The 25,401-nt window shown below is 69.9% G+C and carries 25 protein-coding genes; 20 read left to right on the top strand and 5 right to left on the bottom strand.

Annotated features, from left to right (window positions below; genetic code table 11):
• The 8 genes from ACWPN5_RS25670 to ACWPN5_RS25705 all read left to right on the top strand — a co-directional run bounded on the left by ACWPN5_RS25670 (position 1) and on the right by ACWPN5_RS25705 (position 8,478).
• Positions 1-1,104 carry an ABC transporter ATP-binding protein gene (locus ACWPN5_RS25670; protein WP_040136345.1) on the top strand — a complete coding sequence of 368 codons (1,104 nt, stop codon included), beginning with the start codon at positions 1-3 and terminating at the stop codon, positions 1,102-1,104.
• Between the two features lie 16 nt (positions 1,105-1,120).
• Positions 1,121-2,209, top strand: a complete 1,089-nt coding sequence (locus tag ACWPN5_RS25675; protein ID WP_137117695.1) for an ABC transporter ATP-binding protein — start codon at positions 1,121-1,123, stop codon at positions 2,207-2,209.
• Positions 2,209-3,093, top strand: a complete 885-nt coding sequence (locus tag ACWPN5_RS25680; protein ID WP_059399526.1) for a carbohydrate ABC transporter permease — start codon at positions 2,209-2,211, stop codon at positions 3,091-3,093. The genes ACWPN5_RS25675 and ACWPN5_RS25680 overlap by 1 nt, the downstream gene beginning before the upstream one ends.
• Before the next feature lie 15 nt (positions 3,094-3,108).
• On the top strand, positions 3,109-3,906 hold the full coding sequence (locus ACWPN5_RS25685; protein WP_014242527.1) for a carbohydrate ABC transporter permease: 798 nt from the start codon (positions 3,109-3,111) through the stop codon (positions 3,904-3,906).
• Between the two features lie 19 nt (positions 3,907-3,925).
• Positions 3,926-4,219, top strand: coding sequence for a DUF2160 domain-containing protein (locus tag ACWPN5_RS25690; protein WP_014242528.1), 294 nt, complete (start codon positions 3,926-3,928; stop codon positions 4,217-4,219).
• Positions 4,220-4,277: 58 nt separating this feature from the next.
• Positions 4,278-6,032 carry an ABC transporter substrate-binding protein gene (locus ACWPN5_RS25695; RefSeq protein WP_492298185.1) on the top strand — a complete coding sequence of 585 codons (1,755 nt, stop codon included), beginning with the start codon at positions 4,278-4,280 and terminating at the stop codon, positions 6,030-6,032.
• Positions 6,033-6,186: 154 nt separating this feature from the next.
• The gene (gene glpK, locus ACWPN5_RS25700; protein ID WP_492298187.1) at positions 6,187-7,692 is read left to right on the top strand and encodes a glycerol kinase GlpK; all 1,506 of its coding nucleotides are present in this window, start codon (positions 6,187-6,189) and stop codon (positions 7,690-7,692) included.
• 12 nt (positions 7,693-7,704) lie between these two features.
• Entirely contained in the window at positions 7,705-8,478 is a 774-nt protein-coding gene (locus tag ACWPN5_RS25705; RefSeq protein WP_492298189.1) for an SDR family NAD(P)-dependent oxidoreductase, read from the top strand.
• On the opposite strand, the gene ACWPN5_RS25710 is transcribed toward ACWPN5_RS25705, so the two are convergent.
• Entirely contained in the window at positions 8,468-9,049 is a 582-nt protein-coding gene (locus ACWPN5_RS25710) for an AAA family ATPase (protein ID WP_492298191.1), read from the bottom strand. The two genes, ACWPN5_RS25705 and ACWPN5_RS25710, sit on opposite strands and share 11 nt — an antisense overlap.
• Before the next feature lie 49 nt (positions 9,050-9,098).
• Between ACWPN5_RS25710 and ACWPN5_RS25715 the strand changes: the two genes are divergently transcribed.
• Both ACWPN5_RS25715 and gltA read left to right on the top strand, forming a co-directional pair.
• Complete coding sequence (locus ACWPN5_RS25715) at positions 9,099-9,566, top strand: flavodoxin family protein (protein WP_492298193.1); 468 nt, start codon at positions 9,099-9,101, stop codon at positions 9,564-9,566.
• Between the two features lie 123 nt (positions 9,567-9,689).
• Complete coding sequence (gene gltA / locus ACWPN5_RS25720) at positions 9,690-11,030, top strand: citrate synthase (protein WP_145687751.1); 1,341 nt, start codon at positions 9,690-9,692, stop codon at positions 11,028-11,030.
• 15 nt (positions 11,031-11,045) lie between these two features.
• Here the strand turns inward: gltA and ACWPN5_RS25725 are convergent, their stop codons facing one another.
• The gene (locus ACWPN5_RS25725; protein ID WP_492298195.1) at positions 11,046-11,909 is read right to left on the bottom strand and encodes an aldose 1-epimerase family protein; all 864 of its coding nucleotides are present in this window, start codon (positions 11,907-11,909) and stop codon (positions 11,046-11,048) included.
• Between the two features lie 23 nt (positions 11,910-11,932).
• On the bottom strand, positions 11,933-12,559 hold the full coding sequence (locus ACWPN5_RS25730; RefSeq protein WP_247888398.1) for a MarC family protein: 627 nt from the start codon (positions 12,557-12,559) through the stop codon (positions 11,933-11,935).
• A 198-nt stretch (positions 12,560-12,757) separates the two neighbouring features.
• Here ACWPN5_RS25730 and ACWPN5_RS25735 point away from each other — a divergent pair, with 198 nt between their 5' ends.
• The 10 genes from ACWPN5_RS25735 (at position 12,758) to ACWPN5_RS25780 (ending at position 23,020) form a co-directional block, all read left to right on the top strand.
• A complete protein-coding gene (locus ACWPN5_RS25735; protein ID WP_145687745.1) occupies positions 12,758-13,165 on the top strand; it encodes a response regulator transcription factor in 408 nt (135 codons plus the stop codon).
• 27 nt (positions 13,166-13,192) lie between these two features.
• Positions 13,193-13,831 carry a chemotaxis protein CheC gene (locus ACWPN5_RS25740; protein ID WP_200478308.1) on the top strand — a complete coding sequence of 213 codons (639 nt, stop codon included), beginning with the start codon at positions 13,193-13,195 and terminating at the stop codon, positions 13,829-13,831.
• A gap of 89 nt (positions 13,832-13,920) precedes the next feature.
• Positions 13,921-15,894 (top strand): methyl-accepting chemotaxis protein, encoded by a 1,974-nt coding sequence (locus tag ACWPN5_RS25745; RefSeq protein WP_200478307.1) that lies wholly within the window; start codon positions 13,921-13,923, stop codon positions 15,892-15,894.
• 22 nt (positions 15,895-15,916) lie between these two features.
• Positions 15,917-17,467, top strand: a complete 1,551-nt coding sequence (locus tag ACWPN5_RS25750) for a chemotaxis protein CheW (RefSeq protein ID WP_492298197.1) — start codon at positions 15,917-15,919, stop codon at positions 17,465-17,467.
• An 18-nt stretch (positions 17,468-17,485) separates the two neighbouring features.
• Positions 17,486-18,598: a chemotaxis-specific protein-glutamate methyltransferase CheB gene (gene cheB / locus ACWPN5_RS25755; RefSeq protein ID WP_492298199.1), complete on the top strand. Its 1,113-nt coding sequence runs from the start codon at positions 17,486-17,488 to the stop codon at positions 18,596-18,598.
• Positions 18,599-18,645: 47 nt separating this feature from the next.
• Entirely contained in the window at positions 18,646-19,263 is a 618-nt protein-coding gene (locus tag ACWPN5_RS25760) for a HEAT repeat domain-containing protein (protein ID WP_492298201.1), read from the top strand.
• A complete protein-coding gene (locus ACWPN5_RS25765) occupies positions 19,264-20,154 on the top strand; it encodes a CheR family methyltransferase (RefSeq protein WP_492298202.1) in 891 nt (296 codons plus the stop codon).
• Positions 20,155-20,166: 12 nt separating this feature from the next.
• Positions 20,167-20,580, top strand: coding sequence for a response regulator (locus ACWPN5_RS25770; protein WP_492298203.1), 414 nt, complete (start codon positions 20,167-20,169; stop codon positions 20,578-20,580).
• Positions 20,577-22,781, top strand: coding sequence for a chemotaxis protein CheA (locus tag ACWPN5_RS25775; protein ID WP_145687727.1), 2,205 nt, complete (start codon positions 20,577-20,579; stop codon positions 22,779-22,781). The genes ACWPN5_RS25770 and ACWPN5_RS25775 overlap by 4 nt, the downstream gene beginning before the upstream one ends.
• Positions 22,781-23,020 carry a hypothetical protein gene (locus ACWPN5_RS25780; protein ID WP_145687724.1) on the top strand — a complete coding sequence of 80 codons (240 nt, stop codon included), beginning with the start codon at positions 22,781-22,783 and terminating at the stop codon, positions 23,018-23,020. The genes ACWPN5_RS25775 and ACWPN5_RS25780 overlap by 1 nt, the downstream gene beginning before the upstream one ends.
• Before the next feature lie 155 nt (positions 23,021-23,175).
• Here the strand turns inward: ACWPN5_RS25780 and ACWPN5_RS25785 are convergent, their stop codons facing one another.
• A complete protein-coding gene (locus tag ACWPN5_RS25785) occupies positions 23,176-23,574 on the bottom strand; it encodes a response regulator (protein ID WP_014242548.1) in 399 nt (132 codons plus the stop codon).
• Complete coding sequence (locus ACWPN5_RS25790; RefSeq protein ID WP_492298205.1) at positions 23,571-25,400, bottom strand: sensor histidine kinase; 1,830 nt, start codon at positions 25,398-25,400, stop codon at positions 23,571-23,573. Before ACWPN5_RS25790 ends, ACWPN5_RS25785 begins: the two co-directional genes overlap by 4 nt.
• Position 25,401 lies beyond the last annotated feature (1 nt).

Genomic DNA, 25,401 nt, shown 5'->3' on the forward strand with positions numbered 1-25,401 from the left:
GTGGGCTTGGTTCTGGACAAGGTCAGCAGGCATGTCGGCGGCCACGTTCACCTCGAGAACGTGTCGCTGAGCCTGGAGCGTGGGTCGCTGAACGTTCTGCTGGGGCCGACCCTGTCGGGCAAGACGTCGCTGATGCGGCTGATGGCCGGGCTGGACGTGCCCAGCGCCGGGCGCGTGCTGGTGGACGGGGTGGACGTGACCGGGCGGCACGTCCGCGAACGCTCCGTCGCCATGGTCTACCAGCAGTTCATCAACTACCCCTCCCTGACCGTCTACGAGAACATCGCTTCCCCCCTGCGGGTCGCCCGCCGGCCCAAGGACGAGATCGACCGCAAGGTGCGGGAGGCCGCGCGCCTGCTGAAGCTGGAGCCCTATTTGCAGCGCACGCCGCAGCAACTGTCCGGCGGCCAGCAGCAGCGCACCGCCATCGCCCGTGCCCTGGTCAAGGAGGCGCAGCTCGTCCTGCTCGACGAGCCGCTGGCCAACCTGGACTACAAGCTGCGCGAGGAGTTGCGGGAGGAGTTGCCGAAAATCTTCGCCGCGACCGGCGCGGTCTTCGTCTACGCGACGACGGAGCCGGCGGAGGCGTTGCTGCTCCGCGGCAACACGGCGACGCTGTGGGAAGGGCGGCTGGCGCAGTTCGGGCGCACCCCGGACGTCTACCGTCGCCCGGCCAACCTGACCAGCGCGCGCGTCTTCTCCGACCCGCCGCTCAACACCATGCGGGTGCACAAGCGCGGCCTGCAGATCGTGCTGGCGACGGGCGAGCATGGGCCGGCGCGCGGCGTCCTGGCGGAACTGCCGGACGACGATTACACCATCGGCTTCCGCGCCGACCACCTGCACCTGACGCGGCCCCACGCTGATGCGATGTCCCTGAGCGGTGCGGTGGCGGTCAGCGAGATCACCGGGTCGGAGAGCTTCGTCCACATCGACCTGCCGCGCACCGATGGCGGAACCGACCGTTGGGTCGCCGTCACCCGCGGCGTGCTGGAGGTCGAGCCGGGCGAGCGGATCGAGTGCTTCATCGACCCGCGGCGGCTGTTCGTGTTCGGTCATGACGGGCGGCTGGCCGCGGCGCCGCCGCTGGTCATGGCGGCGTGACGGGAGGGCGGACGGCATGGCGCGCATCGACCTTCAATCCCTCGGCCACAGCTACACCCCCAACCCGAAGAGCGACGACGACTACGCGCTGAAGCCGATGACCCATGTGTGGGAGCAGGGTGGCGCCTATGCCCTGCTCGGGCCGTCGGGCTGCGGCAAGACCACGCTGCTGAACATCATCTCCGGCCTGCTGACCCCCAGCGAGGGGCGGGTCCTGTTCGATGGCAAGGACGTGACGGCGCTGCCGACCGAGGCGCGCAACATCGCCCAGGTCTTCCAGTTCCCCGTCGTCTACGACACCATGACGGTCTACGAGAACCTCGCCTTCCCGCTGCGCAACCGCGGCCTGCGCGGGGCGCCGCTCGACGCGCGGGTGCGCGAGATCGCCGGGCTGCTCGACCTGACGGCGGACCTGAACCGGCGCGGGCGGAACCTGACCGCCGACGCCAAGCAGAAGATTTCGCTGGGGCGTGGGCTGGTCCGCCCGGACGTGGCGGCCATCCTGTTCGACGAGCCGCTGACCGTCATCGACCCCCATCTGAAATGGGAGCTGCGGTCGAAGCTGAAGGCGCTGCACCGCGCGCTCGACCTGACGATGATCTACGTGACCCATGACCAGACGGAGGCGCTGACCTTCGCCGACAAGGTGGTGGTGATGCACGACGGGCGCGTCGTCCAGGTGGGCCGCCCGCAGGAGCTGTTCGAGCGGCCCGCCCACGTCTTCGTCGGCCATTTCATCGGATCGCCGGGCATGAACGTCCTGCCGGCCGAGGTTTCGGGCCGCGCCGCGCGGGTCGGCGGGCACGTCATCGCGCTGCGCCGCGGCTATCCCGCCCTGAATGGTGGGGCGAAGATCGAGATCGGCGTGCGGCCGGAGTTCGCCACGCTGGCGCCCGCCGGGGCCGGCGGCGTGCCGGTGCGGGTGCGCCGGCTGGACGATCTGGGGCGCACGCGCATCGCGCGGGTGGAGCTGTCGGGCCTGCCGATGGCGGCGACGGTGCCGGAGGATCTGACGCTGGCGGGGGACGAGGCGTCGCTGCTGCTCGACCCCGCCATGGTGCATGTCTACGCGGACGGAACGCTCGTGGAAGGGGAGGCGGCGTGATGGACAAGCCCGTCAACCAGGGGGCCTGGCTGCTGGTGCTGCCGGTTCTGCTGATCGTCGCCTTCTCGGCCATTTTGCCGCTGATGACGGTGGTCAACTACTCGGTGCAGGACACCTTCGGGAACAACCAGTTCTTCTGGAACGGCATCGGCTGGTACCAGGAGCTTCTCGACCCCTCCACCGACCTCGGCGGGCGGTTCTTCGACGCGCTGTGGCGCAACCTGCTGTTCTCGCTGCTGATCCTTCTGATCGAGGTGCCGCTGGGCATCGCCGTGGCGCTGAGCATGCCGCGCCACGGCTGGCGGGTGGCGGCGACTCTGGTGGTGCTGGCGTTGCCGCTGCTGATCCCGTGGAACGTCGTCGGCACCATCTGGCAGATCTTCGCCCGCGAGGACATCGGCCTGCTGGGCTGGGCGGTGAACCGGCTGGGCATTCCCTACAACTACACGGCGGACCCGCTGTCGGCCTGGGTGACCATCGTGACGATGGATGTCTGGCACTGGACCTCGCTGGTGGCGCTGCTCTGCTACGCCGGCCTGCGCTCCATCCCCGACGCCTTCTATCAGGCCGCAAGGATCGACGGCGCCTCGCGCTGGGCGGTGTTCCGCAACATCCAATTGCCGAAGATGCATCGGGTGCTGCTGATCGCCGTTCTGCTGCGCTTCATGGACAGCTTCATGATCTACACGGAGCCCTTCGTGGTGACCGGCGGCGGTCCCGGCAACTCGACGACCTTCGTATCGATCGACCTCGTGAAGCTGGCGCTGGGGCAGTTCGACCTGGGCAAGGCGGCGGCGCTGTCCATCGTCTACAACCTGATCATTCTGGCGGTCTGCTGGGTCTTCTACACGGTCATGACGCGCATGGACGCGCAACGGAACTAGCAAAGGAAACGGGCCATGCTGCGCGCACGGATCGTCCTCACGCTCTACATCCTGTTCCTGATGCTGCCGATCTACTGGCTCGTGAACATGAGCCTGAAAACGAACACCGAGATCGTCAGCGGACTGACGCTGTGGCCGCACACCCTGACCTTCGAGAATTACCGGCGGATCTTCACCGATTCGTCCTGGTATTCGGGCTATCTGAACTCGCTGCAATATGTGGCGCTGAACACGGTGCTGTCGATCGCGCTGGCCCTGCCGGCGGCCTACGCCTTCTCGCGCTACCGCTTCGTCGGCGACAAGCATCTGTTCTTCTGGCTGCTGTCCAACCGCATGGCCCCGGCGGCGGTCTTCGCGCTGCCCTTCTTCAACCTCTATTCCGCCATCGGTCTGTTCGACACGCCGCTGGCCGTGGCGCTGGCCCACTGCCTGTTCAACGTGCCGCTGGCGGTGTGGATTCTGGAGGGCTTCATGTCGGGGGTACCGCGGGAGATCGACGAGACCGCCTATCTCGACGGCTACAGCTTTCCGCGTTTCTTCGTGAAGATCTTCATGCCGCTGGTGGCCAGCGGGATCGGCGTCACCGCCTTCTTCTGCTTCATGTTCAGCTGGGTCGAACTGCTGCTGGCGCGCACGCTGACCTCGGTGGACGCCAAGCCCATCGCGGCGACGATGACGCGCACCGTCTCGGCCTCCGGCATGGATTGGGGGCTGCTGGCGGCGGCGGGGGTGCTGACCATCCTGCCCGGCGCGCTGGTGATCTGGTTCGTGCGCAACTACATCGCCAAGGGCTTCGCCCTGGGCCGCGTCTGACGGGAGGGAGGACGCCGCCATGGACACCGTCACCGAACACCTCGCCTGGATGGCCTGGACCTGGCAGACCGGCGCCTTCTTCGCCGTCATCGCCGGGCTGCTGACCCTGCTGACCGTCCTGGCGCTCAACCGGCCGGAGGTGGCGCGCCCCGGCGTGTTGGGCATCACCACGACGCGCGGCGACCGGCTGTTCATCACGCTGCTCGGCAGCGCCTTCATCCACCTCGCCTGGCTGGGGCTGGTGGGCGGGGAGGTGCACTACGCGACCGCGCTTTCGCTTCTTTACGCCGCGGCGGTCTTCCGCTGGGTGTGACGGCCGGCCGTTGCCGGCCGGAACGGGCCTATAACAATGGAAACGGGAGGAATAAACGATGCGTACCCTGTATCTCGCCTCCGCATCCGCGGCGGCGCTTCTTCTGTCATCGGCCCCGGCCTTCGCCGACATCGAGGCGGCCAAGCGCTGGATCGACAGCGAGTTCCAGCCTTCGACCCTGTCGAAGGAGGAGCAGCTGAAGGAAATGCAGTGGTTCATCGACGCCGCCAAGCCCTTTGCCGGGATGGAGATCAACGTCGTCTCCGAAACCATCACCACCCATGAGTACGAGGCCCGGACGCTCGCCAAGGCCTTCAGCGAGATCACCGGCATCAAGCTGCGCCACGACCTGATCCAGGAAGGCGACGTGGTCGAGAAGATCCAGACGCAGATGCAGTCCGGCAAGAACATCTACGACGCCTGGATCAACGACAGCGACCTGATCGGCACCCATTTCCGCTACAAGCAGGTGGTTCCCCTCACCGACTGGATGGACGGGGAGGGCAAGGACGTGACCCTGCCGACGCTGGACGTGAAAGACTTCATCGGCACGTCCTTCACCACGGCGCCGGACGGCAAGCTCTACCAGCTTCCCGACCAGCAGTTCGCCAACCTCTACTGGTTCCGCTACGACTGGTTCACCAACCCGGACATCAAGGCCAAGTTCAAGGCCAAGTACGGTTATGATCTCGGCGTTCCGGTCAACTGGTCGGCCTACGAGGATATCGCCGAGTTCTTCACCAACGACGTGAAGGAGATCGACGGCGTCAAGGTCTACGGCCACATGGACTACGGCAAGAAGGACCCGTCTCTGGGCTGGCGCTTCACCGACGCGTGGCTGTCGATGGCCGGCAACGGCGACAAGGGCCTGCCCAACGGCAAGCCGGTGGACGAGTGGGGCATCCGCATGGAGGGCTGTAGCCCGGTCGGCTCCTCCGTCGAGCGGGGCGGCGACACCAACGGCCCGGCTGCCGTCTACTCCGTCACCAAATACGTGGAGTGGCTGAAGAAATACGCGCCGCCGCAGGCCGCCGGCATGACCTTCTCCGAATCCGGCCCTGTGCCGGCCCAGGGCAACGTCGCGCAGCAGATGTTCTGGTACACCGCCTTCACCGCCGACATGGTGAAGGACGGCCTGCCGGTGGTGAACGCCGACGGCACGCCGAAATGGCGCATGGCCCCATCGCCCAAGGGCGCCTATTGGAAGGACGGCATGAAGCTGGGCTACCAGGACGCCGGGTCGTGGACCCTGCTGAAATCCACCCCGGTGGACCGCCGCAAGGCGGCGTGGCTCTACGCCCAGTTCACCATGTCCAAGTCGGTCAGCCTGAAGAAGAGCCATGTCGGTCTGACCTTCATCCGGGAAAGCGACATCTGGGACAAGAGCTTCACCGAGCGCGCGCCGAAGCTGGGCGGGCTGGTCGAGTTCTACCGCTCCCCGGCGCGCGTGCAGTGGACGCCGACCGGCGTGAACGTGCCGGATTACCCGAAGCTGGCGCAGCTCTGGTGGCAGAACATCGGCGACGCCTCTTCCGGCGCCAAGACGCCGCAGGCGGCGATGGACGCGCTGGCCGCGGCCCAGGACTCGGTAATGGAGCGTCTGGAGCGGTCGGGCGTGCAGGGCGAATGCGGGCCGAAGCTGAACAAGAAGGAGTCGGCGGAGTTCTGGTTCGCCAAGGCCGAGAAGGACGGCACCACCGCGCCGCAGCGCAAGCTGTCCAACGAGAAGCCCAAGGGCGAGACGGTGGACTACGACCAGCTCATCAAGTCCTGGCCGGCCTCGCCGCCGAAGAAGGCCGCCATGGCGCAGTGATGTCGTAAACACCTTGAGATAATCCTCTCCCCTCTGGGGAGAGGGCAGGGTGAGGGGGATGCGCTTTTGCCGGACGCACCGCCAAGCGCAACCCCCTCACCCTAAACCCTCTCCCCAGAGGGGAGAGGGAACGAACGAGACCATAGGAAAGACCATGCCTGAAGCCGGCCACGTCCTCGCCATCGACCAGGGGACCACCTCCACCCGCGCCATCGTCTTCGACCGGCGGGGCGTTCCCGCCGGGATCGCCCGGCGCGAGTTCGCGCAGCATTATCCCGCCGACGGCTGGGTGGAGCACGATCCGGAGGACATCTGGCGCGACACCGTGGCGGTTATGCGGGGCGCCGTGGACGAGGCCGGGCTGAGCGCCGCGGACATCGCCGCCATCGGCATCACCAACCAGCGCGAAACCACCGTCGTCTGGGACCGCCGTACCGGCGAGCCGGTGCACCGCGCCATCGTCTGGCAGGACCGCCGCACATCCGACCTCTGCCGCAAGCTGGTCGAGGAGGGCTGCGGGCCGCTGGTGCGGCGCAAGACCGGGCTGCTGATCGACTCCTACTTCTCCGCCACCAAGATCGCCTGGATTCTCGACCATGTCCCCGGCGCGCGGGAGCGGGCGGAGCGGGGTGAGCTGTGCTTCGGCACCATCGACAGCTTCCTGCTGCACCGGCTGACCGGCGGGCGGGTGCACGCCACCGACGCGACCAACGCCTCGCGCAGCATGGTCTTCGACATCCACCGCCAGGACTGGGACGACGAACTGCTCGCCCTGTTCCGCATTCCCCGCGCCATGATGCCGGAGGTGCTGGACAGCAGCGCCGAGTTCGGCGCGACGGAGCCGGACCTGCTGGGCCGCGCCATCCCGATCACCGGCATCGCCGGCGACCAGCAGGCGGCGACCTTCGGGCAGGCCTGTTTCGAGCCGGGCATGGTCAAGTCCACCTACGGCACCGGCTGCTTCGCCCTGCTGAACACCGGCGACGAGCCGGTGGAATCGCGCGCCAACATGCTGACCACCGTCGCCTACCGGCTCGACGGGCGGACGACCTACGCGTTGGAAGGCTCCATCTTCATCGCCGGGGCGGCCATCAAATGGCTGCGCGACGGGCTGGGGATCATCACCCACGCCTCCCAGACCGACGACATGGCGACCCGCGTTCCGGACAGCCACGGCGTCTATCTGGTGCCGGCCTTCGTGGGGCTGGGCGCCCCCCATTGGGACCCGGAGGCCCGCGCCGCCATCTTCGGCCTGACGCTGGACGCCGGCCCGGCCCACATCGCCCGCGCCGCATTGGAGGCGGTGGCCTTCCAGACCCGCGATCTACGGGACGCCATGGTTTCCGATTGGTCGGCCGCGCACACGGCGACCTCCGACGCGCTGCGGGTGGACGGCGGCATGGCGGCGAACGACTGGCTGTGCCAGTTCCTGGCCGACGTGCTGGACCTGCCGGTGGAACGCCCGGCGGTGATCGAGACGACCGCGCTGGGCGCCGCCGGGCTGGCCGGGTTGAAGGCCGGAGTCTACCGCGATCAGGCGGCGCTGGCCGGCGCCTGGCGTTGCGACCGCCGGTTCGAGCCGCGGATGGACGCGGCCAAGCGCGCCCGCCTGTACGACGGCTGGCTGGACGCCGTGCGCCGCGTGCGCCGGGAACGCTGAGGGGCAGGAGCCATGACTTTGTTGGGCGAGGATCTGCGCGGCAAGCGCGTGCTGGTGACCGGCAGCAGCCGGGGCATCGGGGCGGCGGTGGGCACCGCCTTCGCCAGCCTGGGCGCGCGGGTGGCGCTCCACGGCTCCGGTGGCAACGACGCCGCGGCCCGGCTGGCGCTCGCCCTCACGGCGGGCGGGACGGAGGTCTACGCGGTCAGCGGCGACTTCCGCGACCCGCGCGCCGTGGAGGCGGCTGTGGACGCGGCGGTGCAGGCGCTGGGCGGGCTGGACATCCTCGTCAACAACGCCGGCACCATGGTCGGGCGGGTGCCGCTGGAGCGGATCGGCGACGATTTCCTGGACGAGGTGATCGACCTCAACCTGCGCTCCGTCGTCGTGGCCTGCCGGCGTGCCCTGCCGGCGTTGCGGGCCGCGGGGTGCGGGGCCATCGTCAACACCGTCTCCATCTCCGCCCGCACGGGAGGCAGCCCCGGCTCCTCGATCTACAGCGCGTCGAAGGCCTTCGTCTCGACCTTCACCCGCTCCCTGGCGGCGGAACTGGCGCCGGACCGCATCCGCGTCAACGCCGTCTCGCCCGGCACCATCGACACCGATTTCCACCAGCGCTACTCCTCGCCGGAGAAGCTGGCGGCGACGGCGGCGCGCATCCCGTTGGGCCGGCTGGGCACGGCGGAGGACTGCGTCGGCGCCTATCTGTTCCTGGCGTCGGAGGCGCTCAGCGGCTACATCACCGGGCAGGTGATCGAGGTGAACGGCGGTCAGCTCATGGCGTGAGCGGGGCGGGCGTGATCGGCCCCGGTCCGACAAGCTGCTCCAGGACGAAGCGCAGCCGCTCCGCCACCGGCGCCTTGGGCAGTGTGACCAGCTCGTAACCCAGCCCGCCGTAAGTCTCGACCATGGCGTCGTGGGTCGCCACGGCTTCGGCGAGGGTCTGCCGGCGCTCGGCGTCCGTCCCGAAAATCTCCGGCCAAGGCGGTGCCACGAAGACGGTCCGGTGATAGCGGAAGCGGCGGGCCGCCGTTTCCAGATGCGCGGGAACCGGACGCTTCATCAGGCGCAGGTAGCCGATGACGTCCGGGATGCCGCGATCGAAGAAGACCGTTCCCGCCTGCTCCCGCGCGAGACGGAGGGAGCGCAGTTCCCAGCACAGCATCAGCTCCGCGAAGGCCGACGGGTCGATCCAAGGCAGCGCCGGACCGCCGATGGCCGTCTGGTCCTGGATGATGGCGCGGCCCGCCTCCACGCTGTGGGCGTGGCCTTCGCGGGCCAGCGCGTCGATCAGCGTGCTTTTCCCGGAGCCGGGGCCACCCGTGACGACGACGAAGCAGCGCGCGTCTTCGCTCATGGGACGTCCTCCTGTGTTGTTGGTACAGTCGCCGTGGAAAGGACGAATCATGCCGCCCAAACGCCTCCTCGTCGTCGCCCATTGCCCGTCGCCCAACACGCGGGCGCTGCTGGACGCCGTGCTGCGCGGGGCGCGGTCGCCCGAGGTGCAGGGGGTGGAGGTGGTGGCGAAGCCGCCGCTGGAGGCCGGGCCGGAGGATGTGCTGGAGTCGCAGGGCGTGATCCTCGGGACGACCGAGAATCTGGGCTATATGAGCGGGGCGCTCAAGGATTTCTTCGACCGCAGCTACTATCCCTGCCTGGAGCGCACCCAGGGGATGCCCTACGCGCTGTTCGTCCGGGCGGGCCATGACGGGACGGGGACTTGCCGCGCCGTCGCCTCCATCGCGACGGGGCTGCGCTGGCGCCCGGTGCAGGACCCGCTGGTCTGCCGCGGCCCGTACCGCGACGATTTCGCCGCCTCCTGCGAAGAGCTTGGGCTGCTGATGGCGGCCGGGCTGGAGGCGGGAATCTTCTGATGGCCTATGCCCGGAGGGGTGGCATCTATCGGGAGTGCTATTGACGACACCCCCCATTCATACAGTCTCCTACGTGCAACGAAACAGCGTCACGCCCGATGACGCGTGCATAAGGAGGGGCCGATGGAGAGCAGCAAGGGCCGGCCGGTCTGGCGCGGCGAGGTCAAGCAGGTCGGGACCATCACGGTCACCGACGACACGACCGGGAAAACCGTCAGGCTGCCGCTGCTGGAAGGCGAAACCGGCCCGCGCGCCATCGACGTGCGCAAGCTCTACGCCGAAACCGGCTACTTCACCTTCGATCCCGGCTTCACCTCGACGGCGAGCTGCGAGTCGGCGATCACCTACATCGACGGCGACGAGGGCATCCTCCTGCACCGCGGCTACGCCATCCAGGATCTGGCCGAGAACTGCGATTATCTGGAGGTCTGCCACCTGCTGCTGCGCGGCGAACTGCCGGATCCGCAGCAGAAGGAGGAGTTCGAGCGCACCATCACCTACCACACCATGGTGCACGAGCAGTTGAGCCGCTTCTACAGCGGGTTCCGCCGCGACGCCCACCCCATGGCGGTGATGTGCGGCGTGACCGGCGCGCTGTCGGCCTTCTACCACGACTCGACGGACATCCTCGACCCGCGTCAGCGGATGATCGCCGCGCACCGGCTGATCGCCAAGATGCCGACCATGGCCGCCATGGCCTACAAATACTCGGTCGGCCAGCCCTTCATGTACCCGCGCAACGACCTCAGCTACGCGGAAAACTTCCTCTACATGACCTTCGGGACGCCGTGCGAGACCTGGAAGGTCGATCCGGTCCTGGCCCGCGCCATGGACAAGATCTTCATCCTGCACGCCGACCACGAGCAGAACGCCTCGACCTCCACGGTGCGGTTGGCCGGCTCGTCGCACGCCAACCCCTTCGCCTGCATCGCCTCGGGCATCGCGGCGCTGTGGGGGCCGGCCCACGGCGGCGCCAACGAGGCCGTGCTGCTGATGCTGGAGGAGATCGGCTCGGTCGAGCGCATCCCCGAATTCATCAAGCGGGCCAAGGACAAGAACGATCCCTTCCGACTGATGGGCTTCGGCCACCGGGTCTACAAGAACTACGACCCGCGCGCCAAGATCATGCGCCAGACCTGCTATGAGGTTCTGGACGTGCTGGGCATCAAGGACGAGCCGCACCTCGCCATCGCCATGGAGCTGGAGAAGATCGCGCTGGAGGACCCCTACTTCGTCGAGAAGAAGCTGTATCCGAACGTCGATTTCTACTCGGGCATCATCCTGAAGGCGATGGGCTTCCCGACCAGCATGTTCACCGTGCTGTTCGCGCTGGCCCGCACCGTCGGCTGGATTTCCCAGTGGCAGGAGATGATCGAGGACCCGCAGCAGAAGATCGGTCGCCCCCGCCAGCTCTACACCGGCAATCCGGGCCGCGCCTTCGTTCCGCTGAACAAACGCGGCTGACGGAACGCCGGCCCTTCACCCCACGGCGATGCGGTAGCTCAGCTCCCGCGTCGCTCCGGGGGCGATGTGCAGCAGCCCCGGCTTGTCCACGAACTCCCCGTCGAACTCCGCCGGGGAGGCGTGGCCGTGCCAGGGCTCGATGCACAGAAAGGGCGCGCCGGCCGGCTTCGACCAGATGCCCAACTCGCGGAAGCCGTCCCAGGAGACGGTGATGGCCGGGGTGCCGGGAGCGCCGTAGCGGACGGAGCGGCTGGCTGGCCGGTCGAGGATCACCGCGTCGCGCGTGAACAACGCCTCGGTCAGCGGCAGGCGGCGGCCCTCGACGGGCGTCGGCTCGGGCCGCGGCGCCAGCAGGCCGCCCTCGACGCGGCGGATCGGTTCGGGCTCGTCGGCTTCGAACAGAAGATCGTGCGCCTCCTTCGGCACGCCGTCCCGCAACGGCCAGAGGAAGGCCGGATGCACGCCGAGCGAGGCGGGCAGCGCCTCATCGCCCGGATTGGTGATGCGGTGGCGGATGGTCAGCCCGTCCGCGTCCAGCTCGAACATCAGCTCCAAATGGAAGGCGAAGGGATAGAGCGCGCGGGTCTGCGCGTCGTCGGACAGCGACAGGCGGCAGAGGGTCGCGGTGTGTTCCTCCCAGGCGAAGCGGCGGTCGCGGGCGAAGCCGTGCTGCGTCATGCGGTAGGTCTGCCCCTGGTGGCGCAGCGTGTCGTCCTTCAGCCGCCCGACGATGGGGAACAGCACGGGGGCGTGGCGCGGCCATTCCGGACCGGCTTGCCAGAGCAGTTCCCGCCCGTCGAGGGACAGCGAGCACAGTTCCGCCCCGTCGGCCTTGATCGCGGCGCCGAGGCGCCCGTTGCTGAGCGTGTGCCGGTCCATGGTCGGTTGTCCCTCTGTGGATATCAGTGCGGCGGATAGACGGCGGTGATGCCTTCGATGATCGTCTGGGCGGCCAGCGCCGCCAGGACGATGCCCAGCACGCGGCTGACCGTGTGGATCACCGTGCGGCCGAGCAGTTTGTTCACCAGATCGGCGACGACCAGCAGCGCCATGACGCTGCCAACGGCGACCGCGGCGGCGCCCAGCACCATGCCCTGGCCGGCCAGCGTCGCGCCGTAGCGGTCCATCAGCAGCAGGGTCGAGGTGATGGCGCCCGGCCCGGCGATCAACGGGATCGCCAGTGGGAAGACGGCGAGGTCGTGGGCCTCCTCCTCCGTCCGGGCGTCGTCGGCGGTGCGTTCCTTGCGCTCGGCCCGGCGCTGGAACAGCATCTCGAAGGCGATCCAGAACAGCAGCGCGCCGCCGGCGATGCGGAAGGCCGGCATGCCGATGGACAGGGCGCTCAGCACCAGTTCGCCCAGATAGGCGAAGAAGACGATGATGGCGAAGCTGATCAGCGGCCCGCGCAGCGCGATGGTGCGCTTGCGCCGGCTGTCGAAGCCGCGGGTGAGGCCGAGATAGATCGGAACCAGCCCGATCGGATCGACCACGACGAGAAACACCACGAGCGCGCTGATGAAATCGTCCACGGACGGCCCCCCGGAGTGCATGGCCCTGTGCGCATCGCCTTGTCGGCCGATCCTCTGTTAGCAAAGCCACCGCGGCGGGCCAAGGGGAGGCTCGTCGAAAAACGCTGATTGCGGACCGCAATCCATGCTGGCGCATGGCGTGGCCGTGGTTATAATCGCTTCACAATTCAAATTTTCTCTCCTCCCGGAGCACAGGCGTTGAGCAAGACCGTAATCGTCGTGGACGACAGCAAGCTGTCCCGCATGCATGTCCGCGGCATAATACTTCGGAACAAGCCGGATTGGACGGTCATCGAAGCGGCGAACAGCGCTGAGCTTTATGGAAAACTGGACGAAGGTGATATCCATATCGCCATAATCGACTTCAACATGCCGGGCGACAACGGCCTGGAGGCCGCCGCCCGCCTGCTGCAGGCGAAGCCGGACATCCGCGTCGCCATCATCACGGCCAACGCCCAGGATTCGGTGGTGTCCGGCATCCGCGCGCTGGGCGCCGCCTTCATGCCCAAGCCGCTGGAGGAGGAGCAGATGGCCCGCTTCCTGACCGCCGCCAGCCTGCCGCGCCGCCCGTCCTCCAACGATGGGTCCGGCGGGGGCGCCGGTTGACCGGCACGGTCCGGCCGGCGCGCGCCGATGGACCCGATTCCCATGGTGCTTGAGCTGGACGATCTGGAACGCGACGCGCTGACGGAGCTGGGAAACATCGGCGTCGGCCGGGCCTCCACGGCGCTCAGCCGGATGATCGGTGGGCCGGTGGAACTCTCCGTGCCGATGGTCAGCCTCGTTCCCGGCGACCGGGTCTCCGGCCTGCTTCGGTCGGCGCTGCCGGGGGCGCTGATCGCGGTGACGGAGTGTCTGTCCGGGACTTTCCTCGGCTCGGCGATCCTGCTGATGCCCGAGCGCAGCGGCCTGCCGCTCGCCGCCGCCGCCCTGCCGCCCGGCGTCCCCAAGGAGGACGCGGCGGAGCTGGTGGAGGAGGCGCTGTCCGAGGTCGGCAACATCGTTCTGAACAGCTGCCTGTCCTCCATGGGCAATCTGCTGGGCGTCGCGGTCGGCACCACCCTGCCTCAGGTTCTGCGCGGGGTGGGGGACGGCCTCCTGGAGCGCTGCGGCGTCGCCCTGACGGCGGAGGCGCAGGCCATCCTGTTCCACGTCACCTTCCGCACGCCGCCCCACGATGTCGAGGGGACGGTCGTCCTGGCGCTCGACGCCGGATCGGCGGTGGAGCTGAAGGCGGCGATCGGGCGCTACATCGGCCGGGTGCTGGCCTGAGGGCCGTCACCCGGCGGCAATCGACACACGCCAATCAACAAGAGACCCCGACAGAGAAACACGGGCTCACGGGGCAAGGGGTTTGGATCATGGCCTTGGTCAAGAAGAAGCGGATCGACACGGCGAGCGCCTCCCGCAACGCGGATGGCGGCGAGGACGCGACGGTGCTTCCCAACGACGCCGCTCTGCCCAACCAGCCCGACAACGCCCTGTCGACCCGCCGCGCGGCGGAGGTGCGGCGGCGCGCCCGCGCCGGCAACCGGCGGCGCAAGGCGGCGGAGGGCATTGCCGCCGCCGCGAATGAGCTGGCCAGCGGCGTGACCCAGGCCGCCGCCGCCGCTGAGGAGCTGCGCAAGGCGATGGAACAGGTCGCCGCCGGTGCGGAGGAGGCGGCCAGCGCCACCCAGCAGTCGCAGCGGATGATCGACCGCAGCGCCAGCCTGATCGGGCGGGCGCGCAGCAACGCCGAATCCTCGCTGTCGCGCATCGAGGCGCTGCAGGCGCTGATGAAGGACGTCAGCGGCCAGATCCTGACCTCCGTCGATGGGCTGGTCCGCGCCGCCGCTCGCCAGGAGGCCGCCGTCGCCCTGGTCCGCGATCTGGAGCGGCAGGCGGCGGAGATCGGCACCATCGTCGAGGGGGTGGCGGTCATGGCCGACCAGACCAACCTCCTGGCCCTGAACGCCGCCATCGAGGCCGCCCGCGCGGGAGACGCCGGGCGCGGCTTCGCCGTGGTGGCCGACGAGGTGCAGGCCCTGGCCGAGCGCTCCGAACGGTCCGCCAACGAGATCAACCGCATGGTCGCGGAGATCCAGAAGGCGGTCGGCGCCATCGCCGAGAGCATCGTCGCCGGCGCCGACGCGTCCAAGGCCGAGGTGGACCGGGGGCGCCGGATCGCCGGCCAGCTCGACCGGGTGCGCGACGGCATGGGCGACATTGCCCGCGGCGCCCAGGAGACCATCAAGGCCGCGCTGGAGGCCGATTCCGCCGGGCGGGAGGCGCAGCGGGGCGCCGAGAGCGTCGCCTCCGCCGCGGAGGAGCAGGCTGCGGCCAGCGAGGAGGCGCTGAAGACGGTCGGCGAGCAGGCCAAGGCCCTGGCCCAGAGCGAGCAGGCCGCCGGCCAGCTGTCCGATCTGGCCGACGAACTGACCGGCAACACCGACGTCCACCGCGCCGCCGGCGACCTCGCCTCGGCCGCCGAGCAGCTCTCCGCCGCCATCGAGGAGATCAACCGCGCCGCCGCCCAGATCATGGCGGCGATCACCCAGATTTCGCGCGGCGCCCAGGCCCAGGGGGCGGCGACCCACCAGTCGAGCAGCGCCATCGCCGAGATCGAGGCCAGCGCCCGGCTCGGCCACAGCCGCGCCGAGGAGGCTCTTCAGCGCTGCGTCGGCCTGGAGGCGCTGCTGTCCGAGACGCAGGACATGGTGGGCGCGCTGACCGCCGGGGTGGGCGAGGCGGTGGCCGCCAGCCTGCGCACGGTGGAGCGGATCGGCTCCATGGAACAGATCGGGCGGCGCATCGACAAGGTGGTCGACGCCATCTCCATCATCGCCATCCAGACCGGCATGCTGGCGGTCAGCGGCTCGATCGAGGCGGCGCGGGCCGGGGAGTTCGGGCGCGGCTTCACCGTCGTCAGCAACGACATCCGCAACCTCGCCCGCGACAGCTCGGAGAATGTCGAGCGGGTGAAAGACATCGTCCACGCCATCCAGGACCAGATCGGGCGCGTCCGCCGCGACATCGAGGACATCGGGAGCGAAACGGCGCGCCAGTCCCTGCGTCACCAGGAGTTCGCCGGCAGCCTCGCCGCCGCCATCGCCGACCTGCGCACCGTGACCTCCGGCAGCCGCGAGATCGTCGAGAACGCCGGCGAGGTCCAGCGCGCCGTGGCGGAGGCGCAGAAGGGCGTCGAGCAGGTCGCCACGGCGGCCAACCAGGCCAACCGCTCGGCCAACGAGGCGGCCAAGGCCGCGCGCGAGCAGGCCAAGGGTGCCGAGGAACTGGCCGCCGCCATCGAGGAGATCGCCGCCATGGCCGAAGAACTGCAAGGGGCCGGCTGACCGGCCGGCGGGGAGACGACCGATGGCCGCGATCATCCGCCGCGACGGCGTGCGTTCCTTCGTGCTTTTCACGGTCGGCGGCGTGGAGATGGCCCTGCCGCTCGACGGCGTGCTGGAGATCCTGCGCCCGCCGGCGCTGGTGTCGATTCCCCTGGGCCCACCCGCCCTGGAGGGGCTCGCCCGACGGCGCGGCGCCGTCCTGCCGGTCATCGGGCTGCGCCGTGTCCTGGGCCAAACCGGGGCCGGGGCCGGGGAGGGTGGAACCGATGATGGGCAGACGAAGGCGGCGCGGCTGCTGATCGTCCGTCACAACGGCCAGCCGGTCGGCCTGCTGGTGGATCGCGTGTCGGGCCTGTCCGCCGTGGACGAGGACCGCATCGCCGATTCCGGGGCGGCACCCGATCCCTCCATCGACGCCGATCTTCTGGCCGGCGCGATCCGGGCCGGAAACGGGGCCGCGGGGAGCGGCGCGCTGATCCTCGACCCCGGCCCGCTGATCGAGCGCCAGTTCGCCGACCTCGGCCGGGGGCCGGCGGGAATCGCCGATTTCAGCGCGGCGCCCCAGCCGAAGAGCGCCGGGACGGTGCGCCAGGACGAGGAACAACTCGTCGTCCTCACCGTTGCGGAGCAGGAGTTCGCGCTGCCAGTGGCGGCGGTGCGGGAGGTCGTTCCGGTTCCGGAGACGGTGACCCGCGTCCCCCGTGCCCGTCCCCATCTTTTGGGCATGATGACACTGCGCGACGCGCTGCTTCCCCTGGTCGGGCTGCGGGAGCTGTTCGGGCTCGACGCCCAGAAGGGGGCGGGCCGCGGCAAGGTGGCCGTTCTGCGCACGGCGGAAGGGCTGGTCGGCGTGGCGGTGGAGGATGTGCGGGAGATCCTGCGGGTTCCCCGCGGACGCATCGATGCGGTGCCGCCGCTGATGGCGCGGGAGGCGGAGTTCGAGGACATGGATGGCATCGCGCGGCTGGACGGCGGCGCGCGGCTGGTCCCGGTCCTGTCGGCGGAACGGCTGTTCCGCCATGGAGCGGGCGATGGCGCCGGCTTGGGCGGTCTTGCCCAGCGGCGCGAAGGGGAGGTGGCTGTGGCGATGGACGCGGAGGCGGAGCGGGCGGAGGCCTTCGTGGTGTTCCGGCTGGCCGGGGCGGACTACGGCCTTCCGGTCGCGGCGGTGCAGGAGGTGCTGCGCCAGCCCGACGCGGTGACCCCACTGCCCAACGCGCCGGACTTCGTCAGCGGCGTGACGACCCTGCGCGGCGCCGTTCTGCCGCTGGTCGCGCTGCGCCGCCTGTTGCGCCTGCCCGACGGGCATGGGAGCGCCGAGCAGCGGGGCCGCGTGGTCGTGATCGCCGCCGGGACGGCCCGCGCCGGACTGCTCGTGGACGGCATGGCCGGGATCGTCCGGCTTCCGGACAGCGCCATCGGTCCGGCCCCGGTCGTGTCGCAGGCGCAGCACCGGCTGATCCGCCGCATCGGCGCGCTGGAGAGCGCCGGGGAACGGCGGATGATCCTGCTGATGGACCCGGCGGAATTGCTGGACATGGACCAGCTCGCCGACCTCCTGGCCACCGTCTGATCGGAAGGTGGTTCTGTCATGGTGAAGGTCCTGGTCGTCGATGATTCGGCGCTGATGCGGCGGCGCATCGGCGACATCCTCTCGTCCGCCGGCTTCGCGGTGGAGACCGCCGCCGACGGGGCGGAGGCGCTGGAACGGCTGCCCGCCTTCGATCCGGATGTGGTGACCCTGGACGTCACGATGCCCGGCATGGACGGCCTTGCTTGCCTGAAGCGCATCATGATCGAGCATCCCAAGCCGGTGGTGATGGTGTCGGCGCTGACCGCGGATGGGGCGGAGGTGACCCTGGAGGCGCTGCGCCTGGGGGCGGTCGAGGCGGTGCGCAAGCCGACGGAAGTCGGGGCCATCGCCGGCATCGCCGAGGAGCTGGTCGCCACCGTGCGCGCCGCCGCCGGGTCGCGCCCGCGTCGGGTGCTGGGGCTGCGGGAACGGCTGCGCCGGGCGCGCGAGCGCATCGTCGGCGAGGATTTCCTGGCGGACGCTCCCCTGTCCAAGCCGCGGACCGCGGCCGACGGCGACGAGGACAGCGACGGCGGCGACGAAAAGCCGGGCGAGGGGTTGGTGCTGGTCGGCGTGTCCACCGGCGGGCCGCGCACGCTGGAGGACATCCTGCCGCTTCTGCCGGCGGATTTCCCTTGGCCGGTGGTGGTGGTCCAGCACATGCCCGCCAGCTTCACCGGACCGCTGGCCCGTCGTCTCGACACCATTTCCGCGGTGACGGTGGTGGAGGCGGCGACGACCACGCCGCTCCAGCCGGGGATGGCCTGCATCGCGCGCGGCGGCGCCGACCTCCAGATCGTCCGGCGCGGCGGACGGCTCTGCGCCCAACCCGTTCCGATGGACGAGCGGCGGAGCTGGCATCCCAACGTCGATCGTCTGGTCGAAAGCGCCCTGCGCGCCGTGGCACCGTCGCGGCTGATCGGTGTTCTCCTGACGGGCATGGGGTCCGATGGCGCGGTTTCGATGGCGGAGCTGCGCCGCCAGGGCGGCCGGACCATCGCGGAGGCGGAAGCCAGCGCCGTCGTGTTCGGGATGCCGCAGGAGCTGATCCGCCGCGGCGGCGCCGACATGGTGCTGCCGTCCGACCGGGTGGCCCAGCAGGTGACGCGCTGGGTGATGGCTGGCGGGTGATGGCTGGCGGGTGATGGGATGAACGCGACAGGTGTGGAGGCGGTGGCATGGCTCTGGTGAAGGCCCGGAAGTTCGACGGAGCGAAGCCGGCGGGCGCCACCGAAGGTGGCGATCCGCTGGCGTGGCTGGAGGATGCCGATCCGGCCCGGCGGCGTCAGGCCGCCCATGTCCTCGGCGAGCGTCCCGACGCCGTGCCCGCCCTGTCCGCGCGGCTGGCGCGCGAGGCCGATGCGAGCGTCCGTGAAACCCTCCTCACCGCGCTGGTCCGCATTGGCTCCGTGGCGGCCGCGGCGGCGCTGGTTCCCCATCTGGCGAGCGAGGACGTCGGGCTGCGCAACGGCGTGATCGAGAGCCTCCAGCAGATGCCCGCCGCCGTGGTGATGCCGGAGGTCGCCCCGCTGCTGACCGCCGCGGATTCGGACCTGCGCATCTTCGCGGCCCAGCTCGTGGGCAAGCTGCCCCATCCGGACCGGCTGGACCGGCTGGCCGGGGTGATCGACCGTGATCCGCATGTGAATGTCTGCCTGTCCGCGGTGGAGGCGTTGATGGAGAGCGGCGATCCCGCGGCCCTGCCGGTCGTCGAGCGGCTGGCCGGGCGCTTTCCGGACGATCCCTTCGTCGCCTTTTCCGTCGACGCGGCCCGCCGCCTGTTTTCCGGAGCCTGAATGAGCCTGCCTTCGGACAATGGGCGTTCGGACAAGGGGCCTTCGGACAAGGGGGACACCGCCGGCTTGAGCGCCGCGGATTACGACGTCTTCTGCCGGTTCTTGCGGGAACGCACCGGCCTGTCCTTCACCGAGGCCAAGCGCTACTTCGTCGACCGCCGCGTGTCGGAGCGGATGGCGGCGGTCGGCGCCGAGCATTTCCGCCAGTATCTGAACCTGCTGCGCTTCCAGGCGTCGGGCGAGGAACTGCAGCTTCTCGTCAACCGGATGACGGTGAACGAGACCTATTTCTTCCGCGAACTGTACCAGCTCGATTGCCTGGTGAACGCCGCGCTGGACGAGGTGGTGCTCGGGCGCCCGCCGGGCAGCCGGGTGCGCATCTGGTCGGCCGGCTGTGCCACCGGCGAGGAACCCTATTCCATCGCCATCACGCTGCTGGAGCGGTGGAGCCGGGTGGATGATTTCGAGATCGAGCTTTACGCCTCCGACATCGACAGCCAGGTGCTGGCCCGCGCGCAGGAGGGAATCTACGAGGAGCGATCGCTCCAGGCGTTGCCGCGCGACCTCGTCGCCAAATACTTCACCCGTCTCGACGACCAGAGCTGGCAGATCATGGAGGAGTTGCGGGACTCCATCGACTTCTCGCTGGTGAACATCGCCGATCCGCGGCAAATGGCGAATTTCCGTGGCATGGACGTCATCTTCTGCCGCAATCTGCTGATCTATTTCGACGATCTGGGGCGGCGCGAGGCGGCGTCGATGTTCTACGACGCGCTGTCGCCCAACGGGTTCATCTGCCTCGGCCATTCGGAAAGCATGAGCCGGATGTCCTCCCTGTTCGTGCCGCGCCGGTTCCCCGACGCCATCCTCTATCAGAAGCCCCAGAGTTAAGGAGGCCGTGCGGTGACCGACCGACCCAATCCCCAGCCCCGCGCCCCACAACCCCGCGTCCTCGTGGTCGACGACGCCGTGACCGTGCGGGCCTACACCCGGCAGGTTCTGGAGTCCGACGGCTTTCGGGTCGACGAGGCGGTGAACGGGATCGACGGGCTGGAGCACGCGCTGGCCTCCACGCCGGACCTGCTGATCGTGGACATCAACATGCAGAAGATGGACGGCTACACCATGCTGCGCCGCCTGCGGCAGGAGCACACCCTGCGCGACGTGCCGGCGATCATGATCAGCACCGAATCCAAGGACAGCGACCGCGAGAAGGCGCTGCTCGCCGGGGCCAACTGGTACTTCGTGAAGCCGGTGCGCCCCGCCGACCTCACCGCCGCCGCCCGCCTGCTGACCGGCCGGGAGGCACGGTCATGAGCGCGCTGTTCGAGCAGTTCGTCCTCGAATCGCGCGAGTTGCTGGAGGCGGCGGGCGCCGCGCTGCTGCGGCTGGAGCGCGACCCGGCCGACAAGGCCGCGGTCAACGACCTGTTCCGCGCGCTGCACACGCTGAAGGGCGCGACCGGCCTGTTCGACATGGCGCCCTTCACCCGCATGGTCCATGCCGGCGAGGACGCGCTGATGGCCGTGCGCGACGGGCGCGCCGCCATGACCGGCGATCTGGCCGACCGGCTTCTTGAGTTGCTCGACACCAGCGCCGCGTGGGTCGACGGCCTGGAACTCAGCCAATCGCTTCCCGACGATGCCGACGCGCGCGCGCGGGCGCAGGAGGTTGGGCTGCGCGCCGCCCTCGGCGGGCCGGCGGAGGCCGCGGACGGCGGCACGCCCGCCGGCTTCGCCTGGGTGGACGAGCTGCCGGAGGCCGACCGGGCCAAGGCCGCCGGGCGCACCGTCACCGCCATCGCCTACGACCCGGCGGAGGACTGCTTCTTCGCCGGGGACGATCCGCTCGACCTGTGCCGCCGCATCCCCGATCTGCTGCTGCTGCGCATCGAGTCCGCCGGGGCTTGGCCGCCGCTGACCGACCTCGATCCCTACCGCTGCGCCCTGCGTTTCCGCGCGCTCAGCGGCGCGCCGAAGGACGAGCTGACGCGTCTGTTCCGTGGCGTTCCCGATCAGGTGGCGCTCGCCACCGTCGCCATTCCTTCCCCGACTGCCGAGACCGCGCCCCCCGCCGCGCCAGCCAGCCTCGCGCCAGCCAGCCTCGCGACGGCCCTGCTGCGGGAACAGGCGCGCATCCTCGGCCTGCCCGGCAGCGACGAGGAGACCGCGTCCCGCCGGGCGGCGGTGCTGCGGGCTGCGCGCAACATCCTGGCCGCCGAGGGGCGGAACACCGAGGGAGCGGCGCTGGACCGCGCTGCAGAAGGCCCGACGCCCGCGCTCATCCGCTGCCTTGAATCCCTGGCGGATGGCCCGGCGGCGGCGACGCCCGCGATTCCGGCAGGCCCGGCGCGGCGGGGGTTGCGGGTGGACGCGGAGCGCATGGACCGGCTGATGGCGCTGGTCGCCGAACTGGTCGTCGCCAAGGGAAGCCTGCCCTATCTCGCCCGCGAGGCGCAGGAGGGACGCAGCGCCGACGCGCTGGCCCAGGGCATCAAGGAGGCTCACGGCCGCATCGACTCCATCGTCGGCGACCTGCAGGACGCGGTGCTGCGCTTGCGCCTGCTGCCGCTGTCGCGCGTCTTCGATCCGCTGCCCCGGCTGGTCCGCGACACCGCGCGGCGGCTCGGCAAGCCGGTCGAGCTGCATCTTTCCGGCGGCGAGACGGAGGCGGACAAGGACATCCTCGACATCCTGGGCGAACCGCTGCTGCACCTCGTCCGCAACGCCCTGGACCATGGCGTCGAACCGCCGGAGCGCCGCCGCGCCGCCGGCAAGCCGGAGGTGGCGGCGATTCGCGTCCAGGCCTTCCAGGACAGCGGCGGTGTGGTGGTGGAGGTCTCCGACGATGGGGCGGGCATCGACGCGGAGGCGGTGCGCCGCAAGGCGGTGGCGGCGGGCGCCCTGACGGCGGAGCAGGCGGCGGCCCTGACCGAATCCGAGGCTTTGCGCCTGATCTTCCTGCCGGGGCTCAGCACCTCGGCCACGGTGTCGGACCTGTCGGGCCGCGGGGTGGGGATGGACGCCGTGCGCGGCGCGGTGGAGCAGGCGGGCGGACGGGTGGAGGTCGCCTCGACCCCCGGCGTCGGGACGCGTTTCCGCCTCGTCCTGCCGCTGACGATGATGGTCACCCGGCTGGTGACGGTGGAGACGGCTGGCGCGCTCTACGGCTTTCCGGTCACGCTGGTCACCGGCATGCAGCGCGTTCCCCACGGCGCGATCCGCCGGATGAAGCACGCGGAGAGCGTCGTCGTGCAGGACGCGGTGGTTCCGTTGCTGCGGCTGCGCCGCCTGCTCAACCTGCCGGAGGACGAGCGGGAGCGCCGCGGTGAGGCGGTGCTTCTGGTGGACCTCGGCGGGCAGCCGGTGGCGCTGGTCGTGGACGCCTTCCGCGAACGCGCCGAGGTGGTTCTGAAGCCGATGACCGGGTTGCTCGCCCGGCTGCGCGGCTACGCCGGCACGGCGGTGCTCGGCGACGGGCGGCTTCTGCTCGCCCTCAACCTGCGGGAGCTGCTGTGATGCCCATCCGTTTCGAGGACCGTACCGCCCGTTTCGAAGGCGCCTGCACGGTGGAGGAGGCGATCCCGCTGGCCGAATGGCTGTGTGCCGTGGAGGCCCCCCGGCTGGACCTCGGCGGCTGCACCGCTCTGCACACCGCCTTGCTGCAGGTGCTGCTGGCGGACGGGAAGCCGGTCGCGGTGCCGCCGGAGGACGCCTTCCTGAAGGGCTGGGTGATGCCGGTGCTGGGCAAGCGGTAGCGCGTGAACCGCTTTCGCCTCCCGCGCCGGTGGCGGACGGCGCTTAAAGCGGATTGCAATCCGCTTTGGACCGCGGCGGCGGTCCCGGTCGCACATGCGACCGGAGCCCGCCGGCGAATGAGGCGATCTGAGTCTAAAGCGAACGGAAGTTCGCTTTAGGAGAACAGCTCCATCGTGTCGGGAACCTTGGTGGGCGTCCGCCCGGCCAGGATGGCGCTGACCACCTCGACCGCCGAGACCAGCGAGGTTTGCGAAAAGGGCTTGGGCAGGCAGCCCACCCCGTATTCGCGCGTCGGCTCCACCTCCTCGCGGTAGGAGGTGACGAACAGGCAGGGGATGCCCAGCGCGGTCATCCGGCGGGCCGCGTCGATTCCGCTGGAGCCCTGGGCGAGATGGATGTCCACCAAGGCCAAGTCCGGCTTGACCTCCTGCGCCAGGACCAGCGCCTTTTCGCTGGTGGAGGCCGGCCCGTGCACCTCGTGCCCGGCGGATTCCAGATAGAAGCTCTGCTCCATGGCGATGAGGACCTCGTCCTCGACGAGAAGGATCTTCATCCGTTCCACTCCGCAGCGCTGTCTTCCAGGATGGGGCCGCGCGTTTCCGGCATGGTCAGCGCGATGCGGAAGGAGGCGCCCCGTTCCACCGGCATCAGCGTGACCGTCGCCCCGACCTGACCGGTCAGGCTGGTGACCAGCCGCATGCCGAGGCTCCGCGACCGCCGCATGTCGAACCCGGCGGGCAGGCCGGGTCCCTGGTCGGTCACGGTCAGCGCCAGCAAGTCATCGGTTCGGTCGAGCGACACCAGCACGTTGGCGGGCGAGGACCCGCGATGTTTGATGGCGTTGGTGATCAGTTCGTTGGCGATCAGCCCCAGCGGTGCCGCCTGATCGATGGGCAGGTCGACGCGCTCGGCCCGCACCTCGATGGAGCCCAGAGTGTCGCCGCCCGACGCGCGGGACAGGTCGGCGCACAGCTCGTTCAGGTAGCTGCCGAACTCGATGGTCTGGAACTGTTCGGTCTGGTAGAGCCGGCTGTGCACCCGCGCGATGGCGTCGATGCGGCTGCGGGCGTCCTGGAAATGAACCCGCTCGGCGGCGCCCGGCAGACTCATAGTCTGCAGCGTCAGCAGGCTGGAGACGAGCTGCAGGCTGTTCTTCACCCGGTGGTTCACTTCGCGCAGCAGCGTGGACTTCTGCCCCACCAGCTTGCGCAGCGCCGCCTCCATGGACTTGATCTCGGTGACGTCGATGTGCATCAGCACGGCGCCGCCGAAGGGCCCGGCGGCCATCGGTGCGGCGAGGCAGCGGTACCAGCGCGGCCCGGCGTCGGACAGGCCGGGATATTCGATGGACACCGGTGACCCGCCGCGCAGCAGGCCGCGCAGCCCCTCGATCAGCGCGTCGGCGTGCTCCGCCCCGCTGCGGGTGGCGGCGCAGGCCTCCAGATAATCGTCGCCGATGGCCGATCCGTCGCCGAGGAAGCCGGCCTGCGGCCCGCTTTCCGACCAGGCCTTGTTGACCGAGATGATGTGTCCGCCGTGGTCGAGGACGGCGATGTGCGCCGGCAGCGCGTCGAGCGTGGCCTTGGTCTGCTCGGCGAGCTGGCGCATGGCGAGCGCGTTGGCCTTCAGCTCCTCGCGGGTGCGGCGGCGTTCGGTGATGTCGCGCAGGACGCCGGTGATGAAGCTCCGCCCCTCCGATTCCCAGCGGGCCAGCGAGACCTCCAGGTCGATGCGGGTGCCGTCGCGCTTGCGCCCGATCAATTCCACCGGGGCCGGGCGCCCGGCCGGGTCGCGCTCCAGCAGGCCGGACCAGTCGGGGGAGCCTTCGGCGAGGAACAGGCTGACATGCTGGCCGATCAGTTCGTTGGGGGGAAAGCCGAACTGCAGGGCCGCGGCCCCGTTGGCCCATTGCACGACGCCGCGCGTGTCGGTGGTGACGATGGCGTCGGGGGCGGTGTCCACGATGGCGCGGTAGCGCGCGTCGCGCTGTTCGCGCAGCACCCGCTCGCGGTTGACCACGGCGGTGACGTCGGTCACCTGGATCAGGCAGTAGGAGGCGTTGGCGACGGTGAAGGGGCGGATCAGCACGTTGTGAACCATCCGCCGCCCGTCGGGACAGCGCAGCGGGAACAGCACTGGATTCAGTGTGTGGGACAGGACGCTGGGCGCTCCGGTTTCCAGCACGTCGCGCACTGCGTTGTGCAGCCGGGTGTCGCGCAGCGACGGCAGGGCCTCCACCAGCTCCCGCCCGTGGATGTCGGGCTCGGCGGTGCCGGACGCCCTTTCCATCCAGCGGTTCCAGTACTGGACGCGGCCATGGCGATCCAGCACCACGATGCCGGCGTCCATCGCGTCGAGAAGGCCATCCAGCCAGGGCATG

The organism is Azospirillum sp. UENF 211521 (assembly GCF_058780535.1).